General features: G+C 59.8%; 11 protein-coding genes. 6 read left to right on the top strand and 5 right to left on the bottom strand.

Going from position 1 to position 18,024, the window contains the following annotated elements; all coding sequences use genetic code 11:
* Nucleotides 1-36: 36 nt before the first annotated feature.
* The 4 genes from icmH to U3648_RS02835 form a co-directional block, all read right to left on the bottom strand.
* A complete protein-coding gene (gene icmH / locus U3648_RS02850) occupies nt 37-1,329 on the bottom strand; it encodes a type IVB secretion system protein IcmH/DotU (protein ID WP_420857736.1) in 1,293 nt (430 codons plus the stop codon).
* Between the two features lie 495 nt (nt 1,330-1,824).
* Nucleotides 1,825-3,156 carry a type VI secretion system baseplate subunit TssK gene (gene tssK / locus U3648_RS02845; protein WP_420857735.1) on the bottom strand — a complete coding sequence of 444 codons (1,332 nt, stop codon included), beginning with the start codon at nt 3,154-3,156 and terminating at the stop codon, nt 1,825-1,827.
* A 120-nt stretch (nt 3,157-3,276) separates the two neighbouring features.
* Nucleotides 3,277-7,800 carry a beta strand repeat-containing protein gene (locus U3648_RS02840; RefSeq protein WP_420857734.1) on the bottom strand — a complete coding sequence of 1,508 codons (4,524 nt, stop codon included), beginning with the start codon at nt 7,798-7,800 and terminating at the stop codon, nt 3,277-3,279.
* Between the two features lie 207 nt (nt 7,801-8,007).
* Complete coding sequence (locus tag U3648_RS02835) at nt 8,008-10,227, bottom strand: type VI secretion system Vgr family protein (protein WP_420857733.1); 2,220 nt, start codon at nt 10,225-10,227, stop codon at nt 8,008-8,010.
* A 211-nt stretch (nt 10,228-10,438) separates the two neighbouring features.
* Here U3648_RS02835 and U3648_RS02830 point away from each other — a divergent pair, with 211 nt between their 5' ends.
* From U3648_RS02830 to U3648_RS02815, 4 genes are read left to right on the top strand one after another with little or no spacing between them, the layout of a single operon-like run.
* Nucleotides 10,439-11,050, top strand: coding sequence for a CDP-alcohol phosphatidyltransferase family protein (locus U3648_RS02830; RefSeq protein WP_420857732.1), 612 nt, complete (start codon nt 10,439-10,441; stop codon nt 11,048-11,050).
* An 11-nt stretch (nt 11,051-11,061) separates the two neighbouring features.
* On the top strand, nt 11,062-12,261 hold the full coding sequence (locus U3648_RS02825) for an ABC transporter substrate-binding protein (RefSeq protein ID WP_420857731.1): 1,200 nt from the start codon (nt 11,062-11,064) through the stop codon (nt 12,259-12,261).
* Nucleotides 12,262-12,289: 28 nt separating this feature from the next.
* Nucleotides 12,290-13,984 (top strand): ABC transporter permease, encoded by a 1,695-nt coding sequence (locus U3648_RS02820; protein ID WP_420857730.1) that lies wholly within the window; start codon nt 12,290-12,292, stop codon nt 13,982-13,984.
* On the top strand, nt 13,977-14,648 hold the full coding sequence (locus U3648_RS02815; RefSeq protein ID WP_420857729.1) for an ATP-binding cassette domain-containing protein: 672 nt from the start codon (nt 13,977-13,979) through the stop codon (nt 14,646-14,648). Before U3648_RS02820 ends, U3648_RS02815 begins: the two co-directional genes overlap by 8 nt.
* On the opposite strand, the gene U3648_RS02810 is transcribed toward U3648_RS02815, so the two are convergent.
* Nucleotides 14,588-15,484: a LysR family transcriptional regulator gene (locus U3648_RS02810; protein WP_420857728.1), complete on the bottom strand. Its 897-nt coding sequence runs from the start codon at nt 15,482-15,484 to the stop codon at nt 14,588-14,590. The genes U3648_RS02815 and U3648_RS02810 overlap by 61 nt on opposite strands.
* Before the next feature lie 89 nt (nt 15,485-15,573).
* Here U3648_RS02810 and U3648_RS02805 point away from each other — a divergent pair, with 89 nt between their 5' ends.
* Nucleotides 15,574-17,025, top strand: coding sequence for an aldehyde dehydrogenase family protein (locus U3648_RS02805; RefSeq protein WP_420857727.1), 1,452 nt, complete (start codon nt 15,574-15,576; stop codon nt 17,023-17,025).
* Nucleotides 17,022-17,999, top strand: coding sequence for a membrane dipeptidase (locus U3648_RS02800; RefSeq protein ID WP_420857726.1), 978 nt, complete (start codon nt 17,022-17,024; stop codon nt 17,997-17,999). Before U3648_RS02805 ends, U3648_RS02800 begins: the two co-directional genes overlap by 4 nt.
* Nucleotides 18,000-18,024: the final 25 nt, after the last annotated feature.

The raw sequence follows: 18,024 nt of genomic DNA, 5'->3' as shown, positions 1-18,024 counted from the left end.
TCTTGGGGCTCGGAAGCGGGATAATTCCAAACAGCCTCACTGGGCGCCCTCCCGCTCGATCATGATTTCGACGCGACGGTTCAGGGCGCGGCCCTCGGGCGTGTCATTGGTGGCAATCGGGTTCACTGGTCCAAGGCCTTCGGTCTGAATGCGGGTCGGGTCGCTGATATTGGGGGAAAGAATGTCGCTGACGGTCTGTGCACGCGCCTGCGAAAGTTCTTCGTTCGTCTTGTATCGGCCGCGGCCCGATGGCGGGATGCTGTCGGTATAGCCGACGACCCGGATCGGCCCAACTTCCGGGTCAAGCGTCGTAGCGATGTGTCCCGCCAGTTCGGCAAAGTCGTTTTCAAGCTCGGCGCGGCCAGACCGGAACCGAAGCGCATCCCCAACCCGAACAAAGATATATTGGTTGGTCTGATCGACGACGACCTGCCCGTTCTCGATCTGGTCGGCAAGCCCGTCACGAATGCGGTCCAGTTGGGTGGAGTCAAACTGGGCGACATATGCCTCGACCACCGGCGAAGTCCGTTCGATCGTGATTACGGGAAGACCGGCATGGAGCGCCAGAATTTCCGACTGAACCTGCGCCCCTTGCCGGGCGATCAATGTCGACAAGGTGGCGAAAAGAGCGACCACCATCAGGCCCGCGATCGCGGCGACCGCCCAAACGGGCGTTCCGCCATAGCGGCGTTTCTGCCCAAGGGGGACGGGTGTCCAGTTGACGGACACATCATCATCTGGGCGCGGCTGGACCCGCCGCAGGGTTTCGTAGATCGCAGCTCGGACGCGGGACAGTTCGACCGCGCCGTTCTGGCTGGTCCGGTATTGCCCTTCGAACCCTAGCGACAGGCAGGTCAGCATCAGTTCGAGAAGCTGGAATTTCTGCCCCGGTGCCTGCATCGCCGCATCCATTTTGCGGAAGAAACCGACGCCGGAATCCCGTTCGCCGAAGAAGCGGGCAACCATCGAATACTGAAGCCAAGTGCCGCGGTCGGCCCCGGGAAGGTTCTGGACGATGTCATCCGCCGCCGCGGCCAACGCGTATTTCGCGTCGCTGGCATCTTGCGGCGGAATGCCTGCCTGAAGGATGTTGCGTTCGTAAAGGTCGATTTCGCGGGTCACGTGGTCGATCAGCGGGCCGGACTGCATTTCGACAAGGCCGGTGCGCAGGCGGCCAAGCAGGATCAGCAGGTTTGCGGCGGCGGCAACCAACGGGTTGCTTGACCCGCCTGCACCCAGACCCGTGCCTTTCAGCGCGTCCGACAATGCGATGCGCGGCTTGATCGACGGTTGCTGCGGTTGCGGATCACGCGGCACCTCGGGGAACATGTTGGTTCCCGTCTGGACGTTCTGCGGCTGATACAGCGGCTGTTGCCCATACGCGGGCTGCGGCGGGGGCGGCGGCGCTGGCTGATACTGCGGCTGCTGTGGAGGCGCCTGGTTCGGGAACGGATTCAGTGCCCCACCGAGCCAGGTATCTTCATAGCCATGCGGCGCTTCGTTCACGGGGGCGGCCCGACCGGACCCGGGCTGTTGCGGCGGCTGATACTGCGGTTGTTGCGGCGGGTAGGCAGGTTGCTGCGGCGGTTGATACTGTGGCGGGGGCGGCGGCGCGGCCTGTGGGGGCTGTTGCGGCGGCAGGGGTGCGCCAAATACAGTCCGGTCCGCATCGTCGTTGCCGCTGGGTTGTGGAGCGCTCTGCGGCGGCGCAGGGGGCTGTTGCGGCGGTTGCGCAGGGTCGCTGCTTTGCCCGCGCGGTTTGGGCATGGGCAGCTTTTGTCCAAAGACCGTTTTGTCGCCGTCGTCGTCGCCGTGCATCCTGTTCTATTGCTCCGGTATTGCCCAAAGCTCCAGCTTCAGGTCTGGCCAGTTCCCTGCGAAGTGCATCCCGATAGCCGGTGCTACGCTAAATTCGCGCCAAAGGTCGCTGGATTTATCGACGAGGAAATAGACGTTCTTCGCCACGACCCGGATCTGGCGGGGCGGGTTCGGGAGGTGCATAAGGGGCACCCCCGGTAGGTTGTTGTTGATGATTTCCTTCATCCGCGTCGAAGGACCGACCTTGCACAGTTGCGGGAACTGCTGCTGCACTTGGGTCAGCGGAAGGCCGGACGAAACCTCGACCACGAATGTTGCTTGACTGAACAGGCTGCGATCGTTGACCAGCGCGGCAAAGCTGCCTTGCCGGACTTCCTTGAGCGGAAGACGCACGGCGCGCCCGACGTCGCGGGACAAAAGCCGCTGGATGTCCTGCACGACCGGGGTGAACACGTCGCGCGGGTTGTCATGGTCATAGGGGCCATAGTCCGCCACATGGCGTTCGTTCTGGTCAAAAGTCGCAAGTTCGCCTGCCAATCCGATCAGCTTTTCATAAAGCCGTTCGGGGTGGACCTTGCCACACTGGTTGAGGTGACGAAGGATCGGAAGCTCGCGGTTCAGGACCATCAGCATCAGGTAGTCGGATGCCTGCATACCACCGCCCGAGGACGGGTCGGATGCGAAGCGGGCAAGGTTTTCAAGCTTGGCTTCCATCCAGCCGATTACGCGCGTCAGGTACCCTTCGTAGGCAGGGTGCACTGTCAGGATCAGCCCGGTCGGCGGAACCGTGTCGTCGATGGAGACGACGCCGTCCCGCACCTCTGTGATCCTGCCAAGCGGGATCGACTGATACCCTTCGCGCGGGGATTTGCGCAGGGCAAGTTCCAGACGGGGAACCGCGATTTCGATGGTCTGTTCGACGCGCGTGGCCGAGGCATTGTCAGCGACGGTTTCCGTTTCGATCCGGTAACGTGTTCCCGCGGAAGAGCCGCCGGCCCCACCGACATCCTGTCCGTTCTGGGCAGCGTCCGGCAGGGTTAGCCAGATGGTCAGGCCCGCGGCATCGTCAGGCACGGACACCGGGGTTGGCAAGACATCCGCATTCGGGGCGTCAAAGGGGGTTCCGTCCGGCATCAGGCCGACCGCAGACCGCAAGCCAAACCGCCCTTGCTGGGTCAGGTCCCTGTCGATCTTCATCTCGATCATGCCCCATGGGTAGGGCGACATAACAGAGGTGCGCGCCTGAATCAGCTTTTCAACATAGCGATCCGCTTGTTGAAGATGCTGCGGTTGTAAGAACAACCCTTCTTTCCAGGCAACTTTGCTGAACCAAGACATGGGGATAGAACGCCTTCAATCTATTGTTCGCAGGCCAAAAATCGTTTTGACCGCCGCTTATGCTTTGGTCAATCTTGGGCCGGTAAGGGGCGGCGCGTCAAGCGCCGCCCGAAGCCGTTGTCAGAACTGAAGCCGGACCTGACCGGTCACACCCCAGCTCTCAAGCGTTTCGCTGAACCGACCATCGACCCGGACTGAGGCATTCAGCTGGCGGGCGTTGGGCATGCTGCCCGTTCCGTCCAGAAGCCGGGTGTAGTTCACGCCAAAGCTGATTTCGCCATACTGCCCAAGGTTGGGAGAGCTGATCGTGTCCGTCTCGGTGTCGGAGCTGTCATAGATGACCGATGCAATGTCGCCGGCGAAATCCTTGTAGTAGGTCGCGGTCCCGAAGTAGGTCAGGGCCGAGTTTCCACTGGGCTGGATGCGTGTCATCGACACCGTGCCGCCGACGAACCCGATTTCGCTTGTGAAGTCGTCGATTTCGAGCCGACCGTCGTCCGAGGTGTCACCCAACGTCCCAAGATCAAGTGCGATCGAGTCGGTTGTCGTTTGTGAAATCGCGAAACCCGCAGTCGGGACCAGATTGATGCCCCGGTCTTCGCTAATTGGCAGGACATAGCTGTACGAGCCGGAGAGCGTTTGCGCCTGGCTGTCAAAAGTCTGGTTCAGGATCCCCGCGGACTCTGGATTGCCTTCCTGATCATTCTCGAGGTCGAACTGCGTCTGTTCGAAGCGATACTGAAGGTCGACCAAGGATCTGCCCTTGAAAGCTGACAGATAGGCCCCGGCATAGGTCTGCACGAAATCAGCGCTATTGTTGGAAAGAACTACGCTGGTGTTTGCAGCACCGCTGGAGTCGATCGCATAGAGCGGCTGAGTCGTGGCGCCGACGTTCATGCCAAGAATGCCACCAAAGCTGAGGTCCCAGCCGTTGTAGTAGCCGCCGAAGCACGAGAAGTCGGCACCAAGCTGGACACCACCAAACTGAGCGTTGATGTCGCTTGAGACGTTCAGCGCGCCATCATTCACGGAGGTTGTGCCCCCCGCGTCCGCAACACCGCCTGTCGCTCGTCCCCACGCCCCAACGCCGCAAGGGTCATCGCCCGGAATGGCCAGGCCGGCGACAAACGGGCTCGAGGGCCGGTTTACCACAGAACCAATAAGCGATTGGGTCAGAACCACAGCGCCTGCAAGGCCACCGATGTTCGGGTTGCCCGCCGATTCAATGCGAACCTCGCCTGCGGCATTGTCTTGATTCAGGAAGTAGACATAGGCCCCGGCAATGGATTCCAGATCATCCGTTGTTGCAGTGAATCCGACAAAGGGAACTGTGCTGTCGATGATGACAAGGCCAGAGGCGAGTTCCTCTGCAACCGATGGGATGACATTGAAATCAAGGTCGACGGTCCCGGTCGGAGAGATGCCGCTAAAGAAGATTTGGTCGGAACCCGCAGCAGCGCCAACGTCCAGATCCAGAACGAATGTCGCTCCGTTGAGGTTGGCCGGTCCGCCGGAGACAGTCAGCTGGTCGCCGACTGCACCATCGCCTAGGTCGATGCTACCGCCGCCTGAAATTCCGGCCGTCAGCGTCGCCGTTCCATCTACTTCGATCGTACCGGTGTTGTTAACAGCCGACCCGATCGAACCACCGTTCATCGTAATGGTCCCGCTGTTGGTCAGCAGACCGCTGCCAGTGCCGACGGTTACCCCATTGATGACAAAGGAGTTGGAGCTGTTCATGGTCAGCCAGGTCAGGCCGGCGTCGGCCGTCAGCAACCCGTTGTTAATGATCGCACCGCTTACGCCAGTCGCACCGTCGATGGTTGCGTCACCTGTTGCGCCGATAGTGAGGGCGCCGGTGACGGTTCCGTCAAAGAAGCCTTCGCCATTCAGCGCCAGCGGGCTTCCGTCCAGATCAATGATGCCACCGTTGAGGTCGAAGGTGCCGCCAGAATCGACGGTCAAATCGCCATTGAAGGTCCCGGCGACGTCGAAATCACCGCCGTCTTCAACCGTCGTTAGGCCCGAAACCGTCAGCTGTTCGCCGGCATCGACGGCCGCTGTTCCGTCGACCGCCAGCGTACCATTGACCTGCGCGGTTGCGCTGTTGATGTTCAATGCGCCGCCGTCTTCGATATCAACGTTTGCTGCGACCGTGCCGCCGAGTTCCAGTGCACCGCCGTTTTGAATGGTCAGCGGATCGACCGTGACAGTCAGTTGTTCACCGGCGCCGACGTCAACGGTCCCCGCGGATTCAAGTGTCCCCGTGACCTGAGCGGTTGCCGAGGTTGTCACGAGCGAGCCACCGCTTTCGACCGTCACGTTGCTGGCCAGGGTTCCGCCCAGATCAACCTGACCGCCGTTGTTCACGGTGGTTCCACCGGTCACGGTCAACTGCTCGGTCGCTTCGACTTCGACCGCCCCAGCGGTTTCCAATGTGCCGGTAATCTGCCCGGTGCCATCCGTGTTGATCGTGCCCCCAGAGTCGTTTGTAACGTTGGCGCTAAGGCTGTTATTGATCGTCAGGACCCCGCCACTTTCGTTCGTGACCCCACCGGTAACACCCAGGGTGCTGGAAACCAGCGCTTCGCCCGAGTTGGTCAGAGTCCCGGTGATGTTGGAAGCCCCGTCGATAGTCAGACCATAGGTTGCATCAACCGCATCGCTGTTGTCGAGGTTGCCGGCGATGGTCCCCGCCAGCGTCATGGTCCCAGAGTTGTTGACGGTATAGGGTTGTCCCGATCCATTGACCTGTCCGTCGACGTTCAGCGTCCCGCCTGCTTCGTTTGTGATGTCACCGGCGAAGAACGCGCCGGTGTCGATATTGATCGTCCCGCCGTTTTCGTTCGTTGTTAGTCCGTCAACCGTCAAGGTGCCGGAATTGACGTTGAACATGCCCGCGTTGTCGATCGTCGTGTCAACAAATCCACCGCTCGTGACCTCGACCGTCCCGGTCGAGGTGTTGACGATCGATCCGGCAGTCCCGGTGGTGATGTTCAGCGCGTCGCTGTTGTTGACGACGCCCGTGACATCTCCGGAGGAAGAGATGTTCACCGTGCCGTTCGTGTTGGTCACGTTTCCGGTAAGGGTCGCGTTGACATCGATTTCCGCATCATCGGCGTTGTTGACCAGGGCGTTTCCATCAGTGTCCATCGCGATGTCGACGGTCAACGATCCGCCCGCAAGGTTGGTCCAGTCCCCGCCAAGGGTGTAGCTGTAGGTGTCAAAGGTGACGGCGACGTTGCTGTTGACGTCCGCCACGAACTGAACGTCACCGGTCCAGCTTGCGCCGGTCAGCAGGTTAACCGTGCCAGCTTCGATCGTGAATGTGTCAGCCCCGCCCGTGATCGTTCCCGCGACGTCCATCGTGGCATCGCTTGCGAATTCCAATGTGGCGGTTCCGCCGCCGCCGTTCTCCAGCGTGCCGCCAGACTGGATATCGACCGAGGTTACGCCGGTATCGGAAACGGTCACCGTGCCACCATCGGAAAGGGTGAAGTTTCCGCCGCTCTCGATCGTGATTCCGCCAACCTCGGCCCCGCCTTCGGCGTTCACTGTCACGGTATCTGCAACGGTCACAGTGCCACCGACATCGCCGGTGCCATTGATGGTCAGTCCGTTCGCGTTCGCAGCGACGTCCCCGGTCACCGAACCGGCTACAGTCATGGTGGTCCCACCATGCGTCACGTCTCCGTCAAGCGTTCCGTTCTCCTGAACGTCCAAGGTGCCGCTGATGTTGTTGAACGGGTTGGTTCCCCCATCCATCGTCAACGTTCCGCCATCCCCAACCGTGACGTCGCCGTAGTTGGAGAACGTGTCGGTCGTCAGGGTTCCCGTTGTGGAATCCAGCGTCAGGTCGACGCCGCTTCCAAGTGTGAAGCTGCCGACATCAAGCCCCGCAGAGTTGTTTGCGCTGATATCGACCGTTGCACCATTATGGATGATGACAGTGGTCGCCGTCCCTTCAAGCGTCGCCGATCCGCCGCTCCAGGTGGTGAGCGTGCCGATTGTGCCTTCGCTGGCAAAGGTCCCAGCGTTGCTGATCGATCCCGCAAGATCGCCTGTCGACGTGACAAATACATCCGCGCCGGCATTGACGGTAAGCTGGGTAAGGCTGGGGCTTGCACCGCTCAGAGTAAGTTGCTCGCTGCCCGTCACAATGAAGGCACCGCTGAGGCCTGCGCCAATTTCAGCGGTGTCGTTCATGATGATCTGCATCGTGTTGGCCGCAAATGTGCCGCTGGATGACAGGATTGAGCCACCGTTGCTGTTGATAATGAAGTCAGCAGAGGGGGAGCCAGTTTGGAATGTTATCGACCCGGGAGCGACATCTTCGGTGACGTCCACCGTTTGCGTGGTGCCACTGCCCTCCACGTCACCATCTTCAAAGGTTACATGGTCGCCATTGGTGAATACTGATGCAGAACCGCCATTGTCCCATTCATCGTCGGTGGTGTTCCAATCGTCATCTGCGTTCAGGTTGACGGTGCCGTTGCCGGTTGACCGAGGATCCCACGTCAGATCTGCAGCAAAAACGGGTGACGCGCTGGCCATGCCGTAGACCAACAACGCGGTCAGAGATGTGCCTTGAAACAGGCGCGCAATCCTTGCACTGGAACCGAGCTGCTTTTCCCCATCGAGCATCGGGTCATCCTTCCTCAAAAACTTATAAAATTCTCAGTAAACTTGCGCAGAAAGCAGCGGGACAGGCAACACAAACCTTGTCCGGAAGGCAGCAGATTCAACTTGTTGGTGCGCAACGGGCACAATCGATCGCTCTTTGCGATTTGCATCATTCGCTAGACACAGACCGTTCGGCGCAACAAAGAGCGATCGATTAGCCGTTCAGAATCAGTTTTGGTTAATCTTGGAACCCTTGATGGTAATGGCCCCTCCGGCCTTGACGGTCATCGCCGAACCGGCCTTCACGATCGTGTTCTTGCCGCCGTTGACCGTCATATCTTTCGCCGATTTGATGTCCACGTTCCCACTGCCATCGACGGTGATATCCTTGCCTTTGAGCTGGATCGTGCCGTCCTTTTTCATAATGATCGATGCCTTGCCGACCACGATCGCCAATTCGTCTCCGACTGTGATGGTCTTCTTCTTGCCCACAGTTTCAGAAGCTTCCTCGCCAACATCAAGGCTTAGCGTCTTGCCCACGCTGGTCGACATCGTCTTGCCCACCGAAATCTCCCTTGAGATACCCGCAGTTTCCGAAATCGCCTTGCCGACGGTCAGGCTGGAATTGATGCCAACTGTGGTGGACGATTCCGTGCCGATGGTCTGCGAACGGGATTTTTCCACCGTGATGATCAGGTTTCCTTCACCCGGCGACCCGGGCATCCCCAGTGCATCGGCGATAGAGCCGATCCCTTCGGCCATTCCAGCCTGTGCCGATGAGATGATCGACCCGATGCCCGATGGGCCGACCGATAGGGTCATGTTGCCACCGATGCTTTCGGCGTGGTTGTTTTTGACCTCGACCGATTTGTTATGGCCAACCGATTGAACAAAGTTGTTGTCGGTCCGCTCTGACCAGTTGTTGAGCGTTTTCTCGTTCCGGTCCTTCTGGGCGTGGATAAAGATTTCTTCCTTGCCACCTTCGTCTTCGAAACGGATTTCGTTGAAGCCCTCAGCCTGATGGCTCTTGGTCTTGAAACTGGTCCGGGTCTTGTTCGCGGGCAGTTCATAGGGGGGCATGTTCTTGCCGTTGTAGACATGGCCGGTGATGATCGGCATGTCCGGGTCGCCGTTCAGGAATTCGACGATCACCTCCATGCCGATGCGGGGGATGGTGATCCCGCCCCAACCCTTGTGGGCCCAGCTTTGGCTCGACCGGACCCGCATCGAATTCGCCTTGGCAAGGTCCCAGTGGAACAGAACCAGCACGCGCCCGAATTCGTCGCAGTCGATCTCTCCGTCGCCCACGACAACGGCTGTTTGCGGTCCGACGATAACGGGTGTCGGGGTGCGCCGGAGTGGAACCACGGGACTGTCATCCTGAACAAACACATAGTTGCCGGTATAGGACGTACCCGACCCTGACCCGCCCCCCGATCCATAGGCGTCGGCCTCGTAGTAGTGTTCGGCCTTGAGGCAAACAAAGGTCTTCCCGTCGATTGCATCCAAATATTGCGCCTTGATCGACACACGCGATCCCGCGGACACGCTGACGCAGTCACCGATCGCCCGATGTCTTTGATCCGCGCCCTGTTCCTGATCCAGACGCAAGGCGACCACACCCTTGCCGCCGCCACTGTCGAGGTATTTTCCCGGGAAATCGTAACCTTCAAGCTGCCCCGACTCGTAGGCTGCCTCGCTTGTGCGGTCGACCTCCATCATCGCGTCCGGCGTCTTGAAGTTGTAATCCGTCAGGCGCATCGACCCGGTGACGAAATTCCGTTCCGGCTGCCAGCTCCAGAAATGTTCACCCTCACCATGGACCTTGGTATCGTTGGGAATGAACTCTCGGGTGGCACCGGGAACTTCTGGCAAGTCGTCGACATTGTCTGTCAGGACCATCTTGTGGTCCATCTGGTCGTGTTCGAAGTGATAATTGATGCCGAACCGTTCCATCATCCGGCAAACAAAGTCGAAATCGCTTTCTCCGTACTGGACCGTGTATTCCAGCGCGTCGTAAGAGTTCTTCAGGTTGTTCTGAACTGTTCCAGACCCGGAATAGGCGCCCAGGACTTCCTCGATAATCTCGGGGGCGGTCTTTTCGTGAAAGATCCGTTGTTGGCGTCGTTTCGACGCGATCCAGAACCATGGGCGCAGCATGAATTCATATTTCACGCCCTGTTCCCCGGTGCCCGCCCACCGTGCCGTGGTGATGATCCCGTCAAAGAACCGGGGATCGCCTGCAATCGTCTTGATCTCTACCGTGGCGTGGGTGCCGAGCAGTTCGTCGAAATCGATCTCGGGGTTATCCGACAGCGCCTCGACCCGAAATTCGAAGAGCCCGTTTAGGCGCTCCACCCCGCCAAAGCGGCGCAATACCAGCACATCACCGCCAAGGGCGGTGTGCAAGCGGGCCAAACGGGTGTCCTGTCCAAAGTCAGCGCTCATGGTGAAACTCTAGAAATATGAATGAACAATAGACTCAGCGTAGCGCAAGAATAGGCGTTTTGGCAAAAACCAATTTAGCATGGGTCTTGGTGGCACTTGACGGCGTGCTTTGGGGTCGACCACGAAAACCTTCAATACCTCACAATCCCGTCACCCCGGATTGCCGAAATCGGGTCGCTCGGTCACAAAGCGGCAACAGAAGGACCCAATAATGCTTGATGCCTCCGCCAGAAAGCTGATTGATCCGCCCCTGAACCGGGCTGGGATGGCGCTTGCAAGGGTCGGGTTTTCGGCGAATGTCGTGACGATTGTCGGCCTTGCCTTCGGTATCGCTTCCGCGTTGATGATCGCGATGGGGTGGTTTGGCCTCGCGCTTGTACCGTTGGCGTTGGGGCGGGTCGCGGACGGATTGGACGGGGCGGTTGCCCGTGCGTCCGGCGGGGGGACGGACTTTGGCGGATACCTCGATATTACCGCCGATTTCGGTTTCTACGCGGCAGTGCCCCTTGCCTTCATATGGGTCGACCCGGCCGTGAACGGCCTTGCCGGCGCGGCGCTCTTGGCGGCGTTCTATATCAACGGCGCCAGCTTTCTTGGCTTCGCCGTGCTTGCCGCGAAACAGTCGATGGAAACCTCGGCCCAAGGGGTAAAATCCCTCTACTACTCGAACGGGTTGCTTGAGGGGACAGAAACCATTGTTTTCTTCGCGCTTCTTTGCCTGTTTCCTGCCGCGTTCCCGATCCTTGCGGTGGTCTTCGCGGGTCTGTGTCTCCTCACCACCGTGCTGCGACTTTGGGCGGCGCGAAAGGTGTTCTCCAACTGAAAGGTACTTTGATGAAGAAACTTGCCCTTGCCGCAGCCCTGCTGCTGCCTGCCTTGGCCCGGGCGGAGCCAGTCCCCGCCAACTGGAGTGCGGTTCTGGAAGAGGCGCGCGGCCAGACCGTGTATTGGAATGCCTGGGGCGGGTCCACCACGACGAACGACTTCATCAGTTGGGTTGGTGACCGGGTATCCGAAGAATTCGGCGTGACGTTGGAACATGTGAAATTGACGGATACTGCAGACGCGGTCACGAGGGTTCTGTCGGAACAGCAGGCGGGACAGGACACCGACGGCGCGATCGACATGATCTGGATCAACGGCGCGAACTTTGCATCCATGAAAGACGCGGGGCTTTTGTTTGGGCCATTTGCCGAAGATCTGCCGAATTGGGCCTTTGTAGACACTGAAGGAAAGACTGTTCAGACAGACTTCACCGTGCCTGTCGAAGGCTATGAAAGCCCCTGGGCCATGGCTCAGGTTGTTTTCATGTATGACACTCAGGACATTGTTGCCCCCCTTGGGTCGATGGCCGCGATCCTTGAATGGTCGCGCGCCAATCCCGGTCGGTTCACCTATCCGCAGCCGCCGGATTTCCTTGGGACGACGTTTCTGAAACAGGCGCTTGTCGATCTGACAGATGATCGGTCCGCGCTTTCCCGACCGGTGGACGATGCGAACTACGATGCCGTCACCGCGCCGCTTTGGGGTTTCCTGGATGAGCTGACCCCAACGCTTTGGCGGCAAGGCCGCGCCTATCCTACCACTGGTCCCGCCCAGCTTCAGCTTATTGCTGATGGAGAGGTCGATCTTGCGATCTCCTTCAGCCCCGGCGAGGCGACGGCGGCGATCGCGAACAATCAACTGCCGCCGACCGTTCGGACCTTTGTCCTCGACAAGGGCACGATCGGGAACGCCAGCTTTGTCGCTATTCCCTACAATTCCGGTTCCAAGGCAGGCGCGATGGTTGTGGCTAACTTTCTTCTGTCGCCCGAGGCGCAGGTCCGGGCGCAAGACCCGGCGGTACTGGGCTATGGAACGGTGTTGAACATGGGTGCCCTGACTGCCGCAGATCGGGCAGCTTTCGATGCGCTTGACCTTGGAATTGCGACCTTGTCTCCGGAACAGCTGGGTGCGGTTCAGGATGAGCCCCATCCAAGCTGGATGACCCGGATCGCCGAAGATTGGCAATCGCGCTATGGCGTCGCCCAGTGAACTGGCGGATTGCCGGAAGGGGTGAATGATGCGGCGATTGCGCCTTTCATCACTCTTTCCGGTGGTCACGATCTTTGCGCTGCTTGGGCCGGTGGGCGCGGGCGTGGTTGGCGCGATCCTTCCCGCCTTCGGCCACTTGCCTGCGGCTGGGATGCAAGGACCGTCGACCTCGGCATTTTTCGCGCTATTCGATCTGCCCGGCATAGGCCGTTCGATCTGGTTATCGATCAGCACGGGCTTCCTGGCGACATGTCTGGCACTTGTGATCACTGCCTTGATCCTAGCCGGCGGCCATGGGACGCGGGTTTTTGCGTTGATCCGCGCGTTGTTGTCGCCGCTCTTGTCGGTGCCACACGCGGCGGTTGCTTTTGGTCTGGCCTTCCTGATCGCGCCATCCGGCTGGGTGGTTCGCGTGATCTCTCCGTGGCTGACCGGTTGGGAACGGCCCCCGGACCTGTTGATTCTGAACGATCCTGCCGGGCTTTCCATTGTCCTGGCTCTTATCGTGAAAGAAGTGCCGTTCCTTCTGTTGATGTCGATTGCCGCAGTGGGGCAGGTCGACGAACCGCGCAGCCGACAGGTGTTTCTGGCGCTTGGATACGATAAGTCGATCGGTTGGCTGAAGGCGGTGTTCCCGCGGATCTATCGTCAGATTCGGCTGCCGGTTCTGGTCGTTTTGGCCTATTCCATGTCTGTTGTGGATGTTGCCCTGATCCTGGGGCCGACAACCCCGCCGACACTCGCCGTCCAGATCGTCAGGCTGATGTCGAACCCAGACCTGTCCATGCGTGCGGTCGCGGCGGCTGGCGCGCTGTTGCAGCTTGGGTTGGTCGCCGGGGCGCTTCTTGTCTGGTGGATTGGGGAAATGGGTGTTTCCGCCTGTGCCGCGCGTTGGACCTATTTGGGTGGTCGCGGCAAGCGAGTGGCGTTCATAGGCGGAATTGGCCAGTTCTTGGGGGTGGTGGTTGCTGTCGTGGTCATCATGGGGCTTTTTGTCCTCGGCGTCTGGTCTGTTGCAGGGTACTGGGGGTTTCCCGACGCAATGCCAGAGTCCCTGTCGTTCAGAACCTGGGCCAGGCATGGCTCGAGCCTAGGTTCAGCAACGGCAGAAACTGCGCTTATCGCGCTGGTTTCGACCCTGCTTGCGACAGTCCTTACCGTTGGATGTCTGGAGTCGGAGTATCGCCGGGGTGTGCGCCTAGGTGCCGGTGCCATCTGGATTCTCTACATGCCGCTTTTGATCCCGCAAATTGCGTTTCTGCCGGGGCTTCAAACCTTCATGATCACCGTTGGCGCGGATATGGGGCTGGCCGCTGTCATCGCAGGCCATGTGGTGTTCGTGCTTCCCTACGTCTTCTTGTCCCTCGCAGCGCCATGGCGGGCGTGGGATGCCCGGCTTGGTACGGTGGCAATGGCGCTGGGCGCGGATCACTGCGGCATCTTGTGGAAGGTCAGGTTGCCAATGCTGGTCGGTCCGGTGCTGACCGCAACCGCCGTGGGAATCGCTGTATCTGTGGGCCAATACCTTCCGACCTTGTTGATCGGCGGCGGTCGGGTAGAAACCCTGACGACCGAGGCGGTGGCCCTTGCATCCGGAGGGGATCGCCGGGCAATCGGGGTATATGCCCTTGGCCAGACCGTCGCGGCACTCTTGCCCTTTGCAGTTGCTATCGTGGTGCCGCGTTTGTTGTGGCGGAACAGAAGAGGGGTTTTGAATGGATAGCGGTCTGGTCTTCGAAAAATTCGAGATTTGGCAAGAACAGAGACTGTTCCTGAATATCTCAACAACCGTTCTTCCGGGTGATGCCCTGACAATCATGGGGCCCTCTGGTAGCGGGAAGTCGACCTTGCTAGCCGGAATTACAGGCACCTTGGAGCAGCCCTTTTCGGCGACTGGCAAGCTTTGGTTGAATGGTGTGGAGGTTTCGAAACGCCCAACCAACGAGCGTGGGATTGGCATCCTGTTTCAGGATGACCTCCTGTTCCCGCATATGTCAGTCGGTGCAAACCTTGCTTTTGGCCTGATCTCCGGCGGTCGTGCTTCTGAACGGAAGGATCGGATTCGCGACGCTTTGGCAGAGGTGGGGCTGCACGGGATGGAAGATCGTGATCCGGCGACCCTTTCGGGGGGCCAGCGGGCGCGGGTTTCCCTGATGCGGATGTTACTGTCAGAGCCGTCGGCGCTTGTGCTCGACGAACCGTTTTCAAGGCTCGACTCCGGGCTGCGCGAGCGAACAAGGTCCATGGTCTTTGGCCTGGCCCGGAAACGCGGATTGCCTGTGGTGCTTGTGACGCACGACAAGGAAGACGCCTTTGCGGCCAGTGGTCAGGTGATCGAACTGTCGGGCAGCGGTGCTGAGCCTCGGATGACCGACCAGAATTCCTGAGCCGCCGGGGCAAGCCGCCGGTCGGGGTTCGATATCATCCGAAGGGTCCGCAATGCCACCGGATCGTCGGGACAAATCAGATACAGCCCTTCTGGCAAGATCGCGCGCACGCTTTGCGGCAGGATCGTCGCGCCAAGCCCTTCGCGCACGAACGAGATCAAGGCAGTCGTGTTCCGGGCTTCAAGGTTACAGGCGTTGCGTAGCTGTCGAACGGTCGGATGATCGACCAAATCGCACAGCGGGTTGGAAATAAGGGGTTCATTGCCGAGGAGGTTCCAACTAAGTTCGCCGATGGATTGCACGGCACGATCAATCTGTCCGCCAACCCGGAAAAGAATGCCCAACGGATCGGTTTCAATCTCGATGCCTCTGTCTTGAGCGTCATCCGATGCCGTCAGAATGCCTATGTCCGCTTCATCCAGCCGAATGCGCCGACGAACCGAAGCGCTATCCAGATCGCTTATTTCCAGCCGGACGTTGGGGCGCGTCTTTTGGAAATGGGCGATTGCGTTGGGAAGAATGGTAGCGATTGCTGATGGGACCGCTGCAATTCGCACCGTCCCCGCGATCGAGGCGCTCAGCCGTTGAATTGTCATCCGGCTTGCGTCGAAAACATCCGTGGTGCGAACCGCTTCTTCCAGTACCAACGATCCAACCTTGGTCAGCCGGTTCTTTCTGTCAGTCTCAAATAGCGGCGCGCCGACCTCGGCTTCCAGTTGCGACAGGGTCATGGAGATGGCCGACGGGGTTCGGCCCAATCGGCCCGCGGCCCCGGCCAATGACCCTTGCTCGGCAACCGCACGAAAGGCGCGTAGCATCTCTAGCTTGATCGACATTCAAAAATCCTGAAACAAGGTTCAATTGTTCAAGATTGCCTGAAGTGTAATCTTGTGTCTAGCTGTCGAGGTTCAAGAAGGAGAAGACCATGTCGCAAACGAAGGGGATCTATATCGCAGGCCGTTGGGAAGACGGGGCGACGATGATCGAGAACCGGAATCCGTCGGACCTTTCGGACGTGATCGGAACCTATGGACAGGCCAGTGCAGCGCAGTTGGATGAGTCGCTTGCTGCCGCCCGGAAAGCACAGCCGATCTGGTGGGCGGCAGGCATCCAGAAACGCCATGATGTCCTGATGGCCATTGGCACCGAACTGATGGCCCGTGCAGAGGAAATCGGCACCATCGTTTCCCGCGAAGAGGGCAAGCCGCTGGCCGAGGGCAAGGGCGAGGTCTACCGCGCCGGTCAGTTCTTTACCTATTTCGCGGCGGAAGTGCTGCGCAACCAGGGCGATCTGGCCGAGAGCGTGCGTCCGGGGATCGAGATTGACGTACGGCGCGAACCAGTGGGTGTTGTGGCGATCGTGTCGCCTTGGAATTTCCCGGTAGCGACCCCGGCTTGGAAGATCGCTCCTGCTCTGGCTTTCGGTAATGCGGTCGTTTGGAAGCCTGCCAACCTGACCCCGGCCAGCGCCGTTGCCCTGACCGAAATCATCGCCAAGCAGGACATTCCCGCCGGTCTGTTCAACCTTGTGTCTGGCCCCGGTCGTGACGTGGGCCAGCGACTGGTCGAAAGCCGTGACGTCGATGCGATCAGCTTTACCGGGTCGGTCCCGGTTGGGCGTGGCATTGCCGCCGCCGCAGTGCAAAACATGACCAAGGTTCAGATGGAAATGGGGTCAAAGAACCCGATGATCATCATGGATGATGCGGACCTCGACCTTGCCGTGGCCCATGCGTCGGGCGCGGCCTTTGGTGGCACCGGGCAGAAATGCACTGCCGCCTCGCGTCTGATCGTCCACGAAGCGATCCATGACGCGTTCGTCGAAAAGCTGGTTCAGTCCGCACAGGCCCTGAATGTCGGTCATGCGCTCGAGGCCGGAACCCAGATCGGCCCGGTGGTGTCTGAAGGTCAGTTGAAACAGAACCTTGACTACGTCGACGTTGGCAAGGGCGAGGGCGCAGAGCTGCTGTGTGGCGGCGACCGGCTGAACCGTCCGACCGAAGGCTACTACATGGCGCCGACGGTTTTCGCCGGAACCCGAAACGACATGCGGATGAACCGCGAAGAGATGTTCGCCCCAATCACCTGTGTTATGAAGGCGGGCAGCTATGACGAGGCGCTTGCCATTGCCAATGACAGTGAATTTGGCCTGACCGCCGGGATCATGACGAAATCGCTGGCACGGGCGAGCCATTTCCGCGCCAACATGCGGGCGGGCTGTGTCATGGTGAACCTGCCCACGGCAGGAACGGATTACCATGTGCCCTTCGGTGGGCGCGGCGCATCGTCCTTTGGCCCGCGCGAACAGGGGACCTATGCAGCGGAGTTCTATACCACCGTGAAGACGGCCTATGTCGGGGCGGGGGCGCCCGAATGACGCCGCTGATCGACGGGCTGCAATATGCGAACTGGTCGGAGAAGATCTTCCGCCAGATGCGCCAAGGCGGCGTCGATGCGGTCCATGTCACGATCACCTATCACGAGACATTTCGAGAAACTGTCCTGAACATCGAGAAATGGAACCGCTGGTTCGAACGATTTCCCGACCTGATTTTTCAAGGCCGCACCGCCGATGACGTGGCGCTGGCGCGAGAGACCGGGCGCACGGCGATCTTCTTTGGATCGCAGAACCCGTCCTGCATGGAAGATGACATCGGGTTGGTCGAGGTGCTGCACACACTTGGCCTGCGATTCATGCAACTGACCTACAACAACCAGTCGCTCTTGGCCTCTGGCTGCTATGAATCCGATGATACCGGCCTGACCCGCATGGGACGTGCGGTTGTAGCCGAGATGAACCGCGTTGGCCTGGTCGTCGACATGAGCCATTCCGGCGAACGGTCTACGCTGGAGGCGATCGAACACTCCAGTCGCCCCATTGCCATCACCCACGCGAATCCGCACAGCTGGCACCCGGCCTTGCGCAACAAGTCCGACACGGTTCTGCGGGCGCTTTCGGAAGCGGGCGGAATGCTAGGATTTTCGGTCTATCCTCATCACCTGAAGGGTGGCAGCGCATGCACCCTTCAGGATTTTTGCGACATGATTGCCCGAACCGCGGACCTGATGGGGATCGACAGGATCGGGATCGGGACAGACCTGTGTCAGGATCAGCCGGACAGCATCGTGGAATGGATGCGCGTTGGGCGCTGGACCAAGTCCATCGACTATGGCGAAGGCAGCGCGGATGCGCCGGGGTTCCCACCGATGCCGGATTGGTTTGGCGACAATCGCGACTTTGGCCAGATTGCCGATGGGCTGCGGGCCGCGGGCCTGTCCGCGGAGGACGTTTCGGCTGTGATGGGCGGCAACTGGCTACGCTTCTTCAAAGACAACTTTGGGCCTGAGTAGTCCCTGTTTTGGGCGTTTGACAGAA

This window comes from Marivivens marinus, assembly GCF_035969385.1.
Classification (GTDB): Bacteria; Pseudomonadota; Alphaproteobacteria; order Rhodobacterales; family Rhodobacteraceae; genus SELP01.
Note: the sequence above shows the minus strand (reverse complement) of the source record. Positions and strands in the feature narration are given on the sequence as shown.

Coding starts and splice junctions, on each gene's coding strand:
- U3648_RS02840 (WP_420857734.1), bottom strand. CDS start 7,800: ATGCTCGATGGGGAAAAGCAGCTCGGTTCCAGTGCAAGGATTGCGCGC.
- U3648_RS02800 (WP_420857726.1), top strand. CDS start 17,022: ATGACGCCGCTGATCGACGGGCTGCAATATGCGAACTGGTCGGAGAAG.
- U3648_RS02810 (WP_420857728.1), bottom strand. CDS start 15,484: ATGTCGATCAAGCTAGAGATGCTACGCGCCTTTCGTGCGGTTGCCGAG.
- U3648_RS02820 (WP_420857730.1), top strand. CDS start 12,290: ATGCGGCGATTGCGCCTTTCATCACTCTTTCCGGTGGTCACGATCTTT.
- U3648_RS02830 (WP_420857732.1), top strand. CDS start 10,439: ATGCTTGATGCCTCCGCCAGAAAGCTGATTGATCCGCCCCTGAACCGG.
- U3648_RS02825 (WP_420857731.1), top strand. CDS start 11,062: ATGAAGAAACTTGCCCTTGCCGCAGCCCTGCTGCTGCCTGCCTTGGCC.
- tssK (WP_420857735.1), bottom strand. CDS start 3,156: ATGTCTTGGTTCAGCAAAGTTGCCTGGAAAGAAGGGTTGTTCTTACAA.
- U3648_RS02805 (WP_420857727.1), top strand. CDS start 15,574: ATGTCGCAAACGAAGGGGATCTATATCGCAGGCCGTTGGGAAGACGGG.
- U3648_RS02835 (WP_420857733.1), bottom strand. CDS start 10,227: ATGAGCGCTGACTTTGGACAGGACACCCGTTTGGCCCGCTTGCACACC.
- icmH (WP_420857736.1), bottom strand. CDS start 1,329: ATGTTCCCCGAGGTGCCGCGTGATCCGCAACCGCAGCAACCGTCGATC.
- U3648_RS02815 (WP_420857729.1), top strand. CDS start 13,977: ATGGATAGCGGTCTGGTCTTCGAAAAATTCGAGATTTGGCAAGAACAG.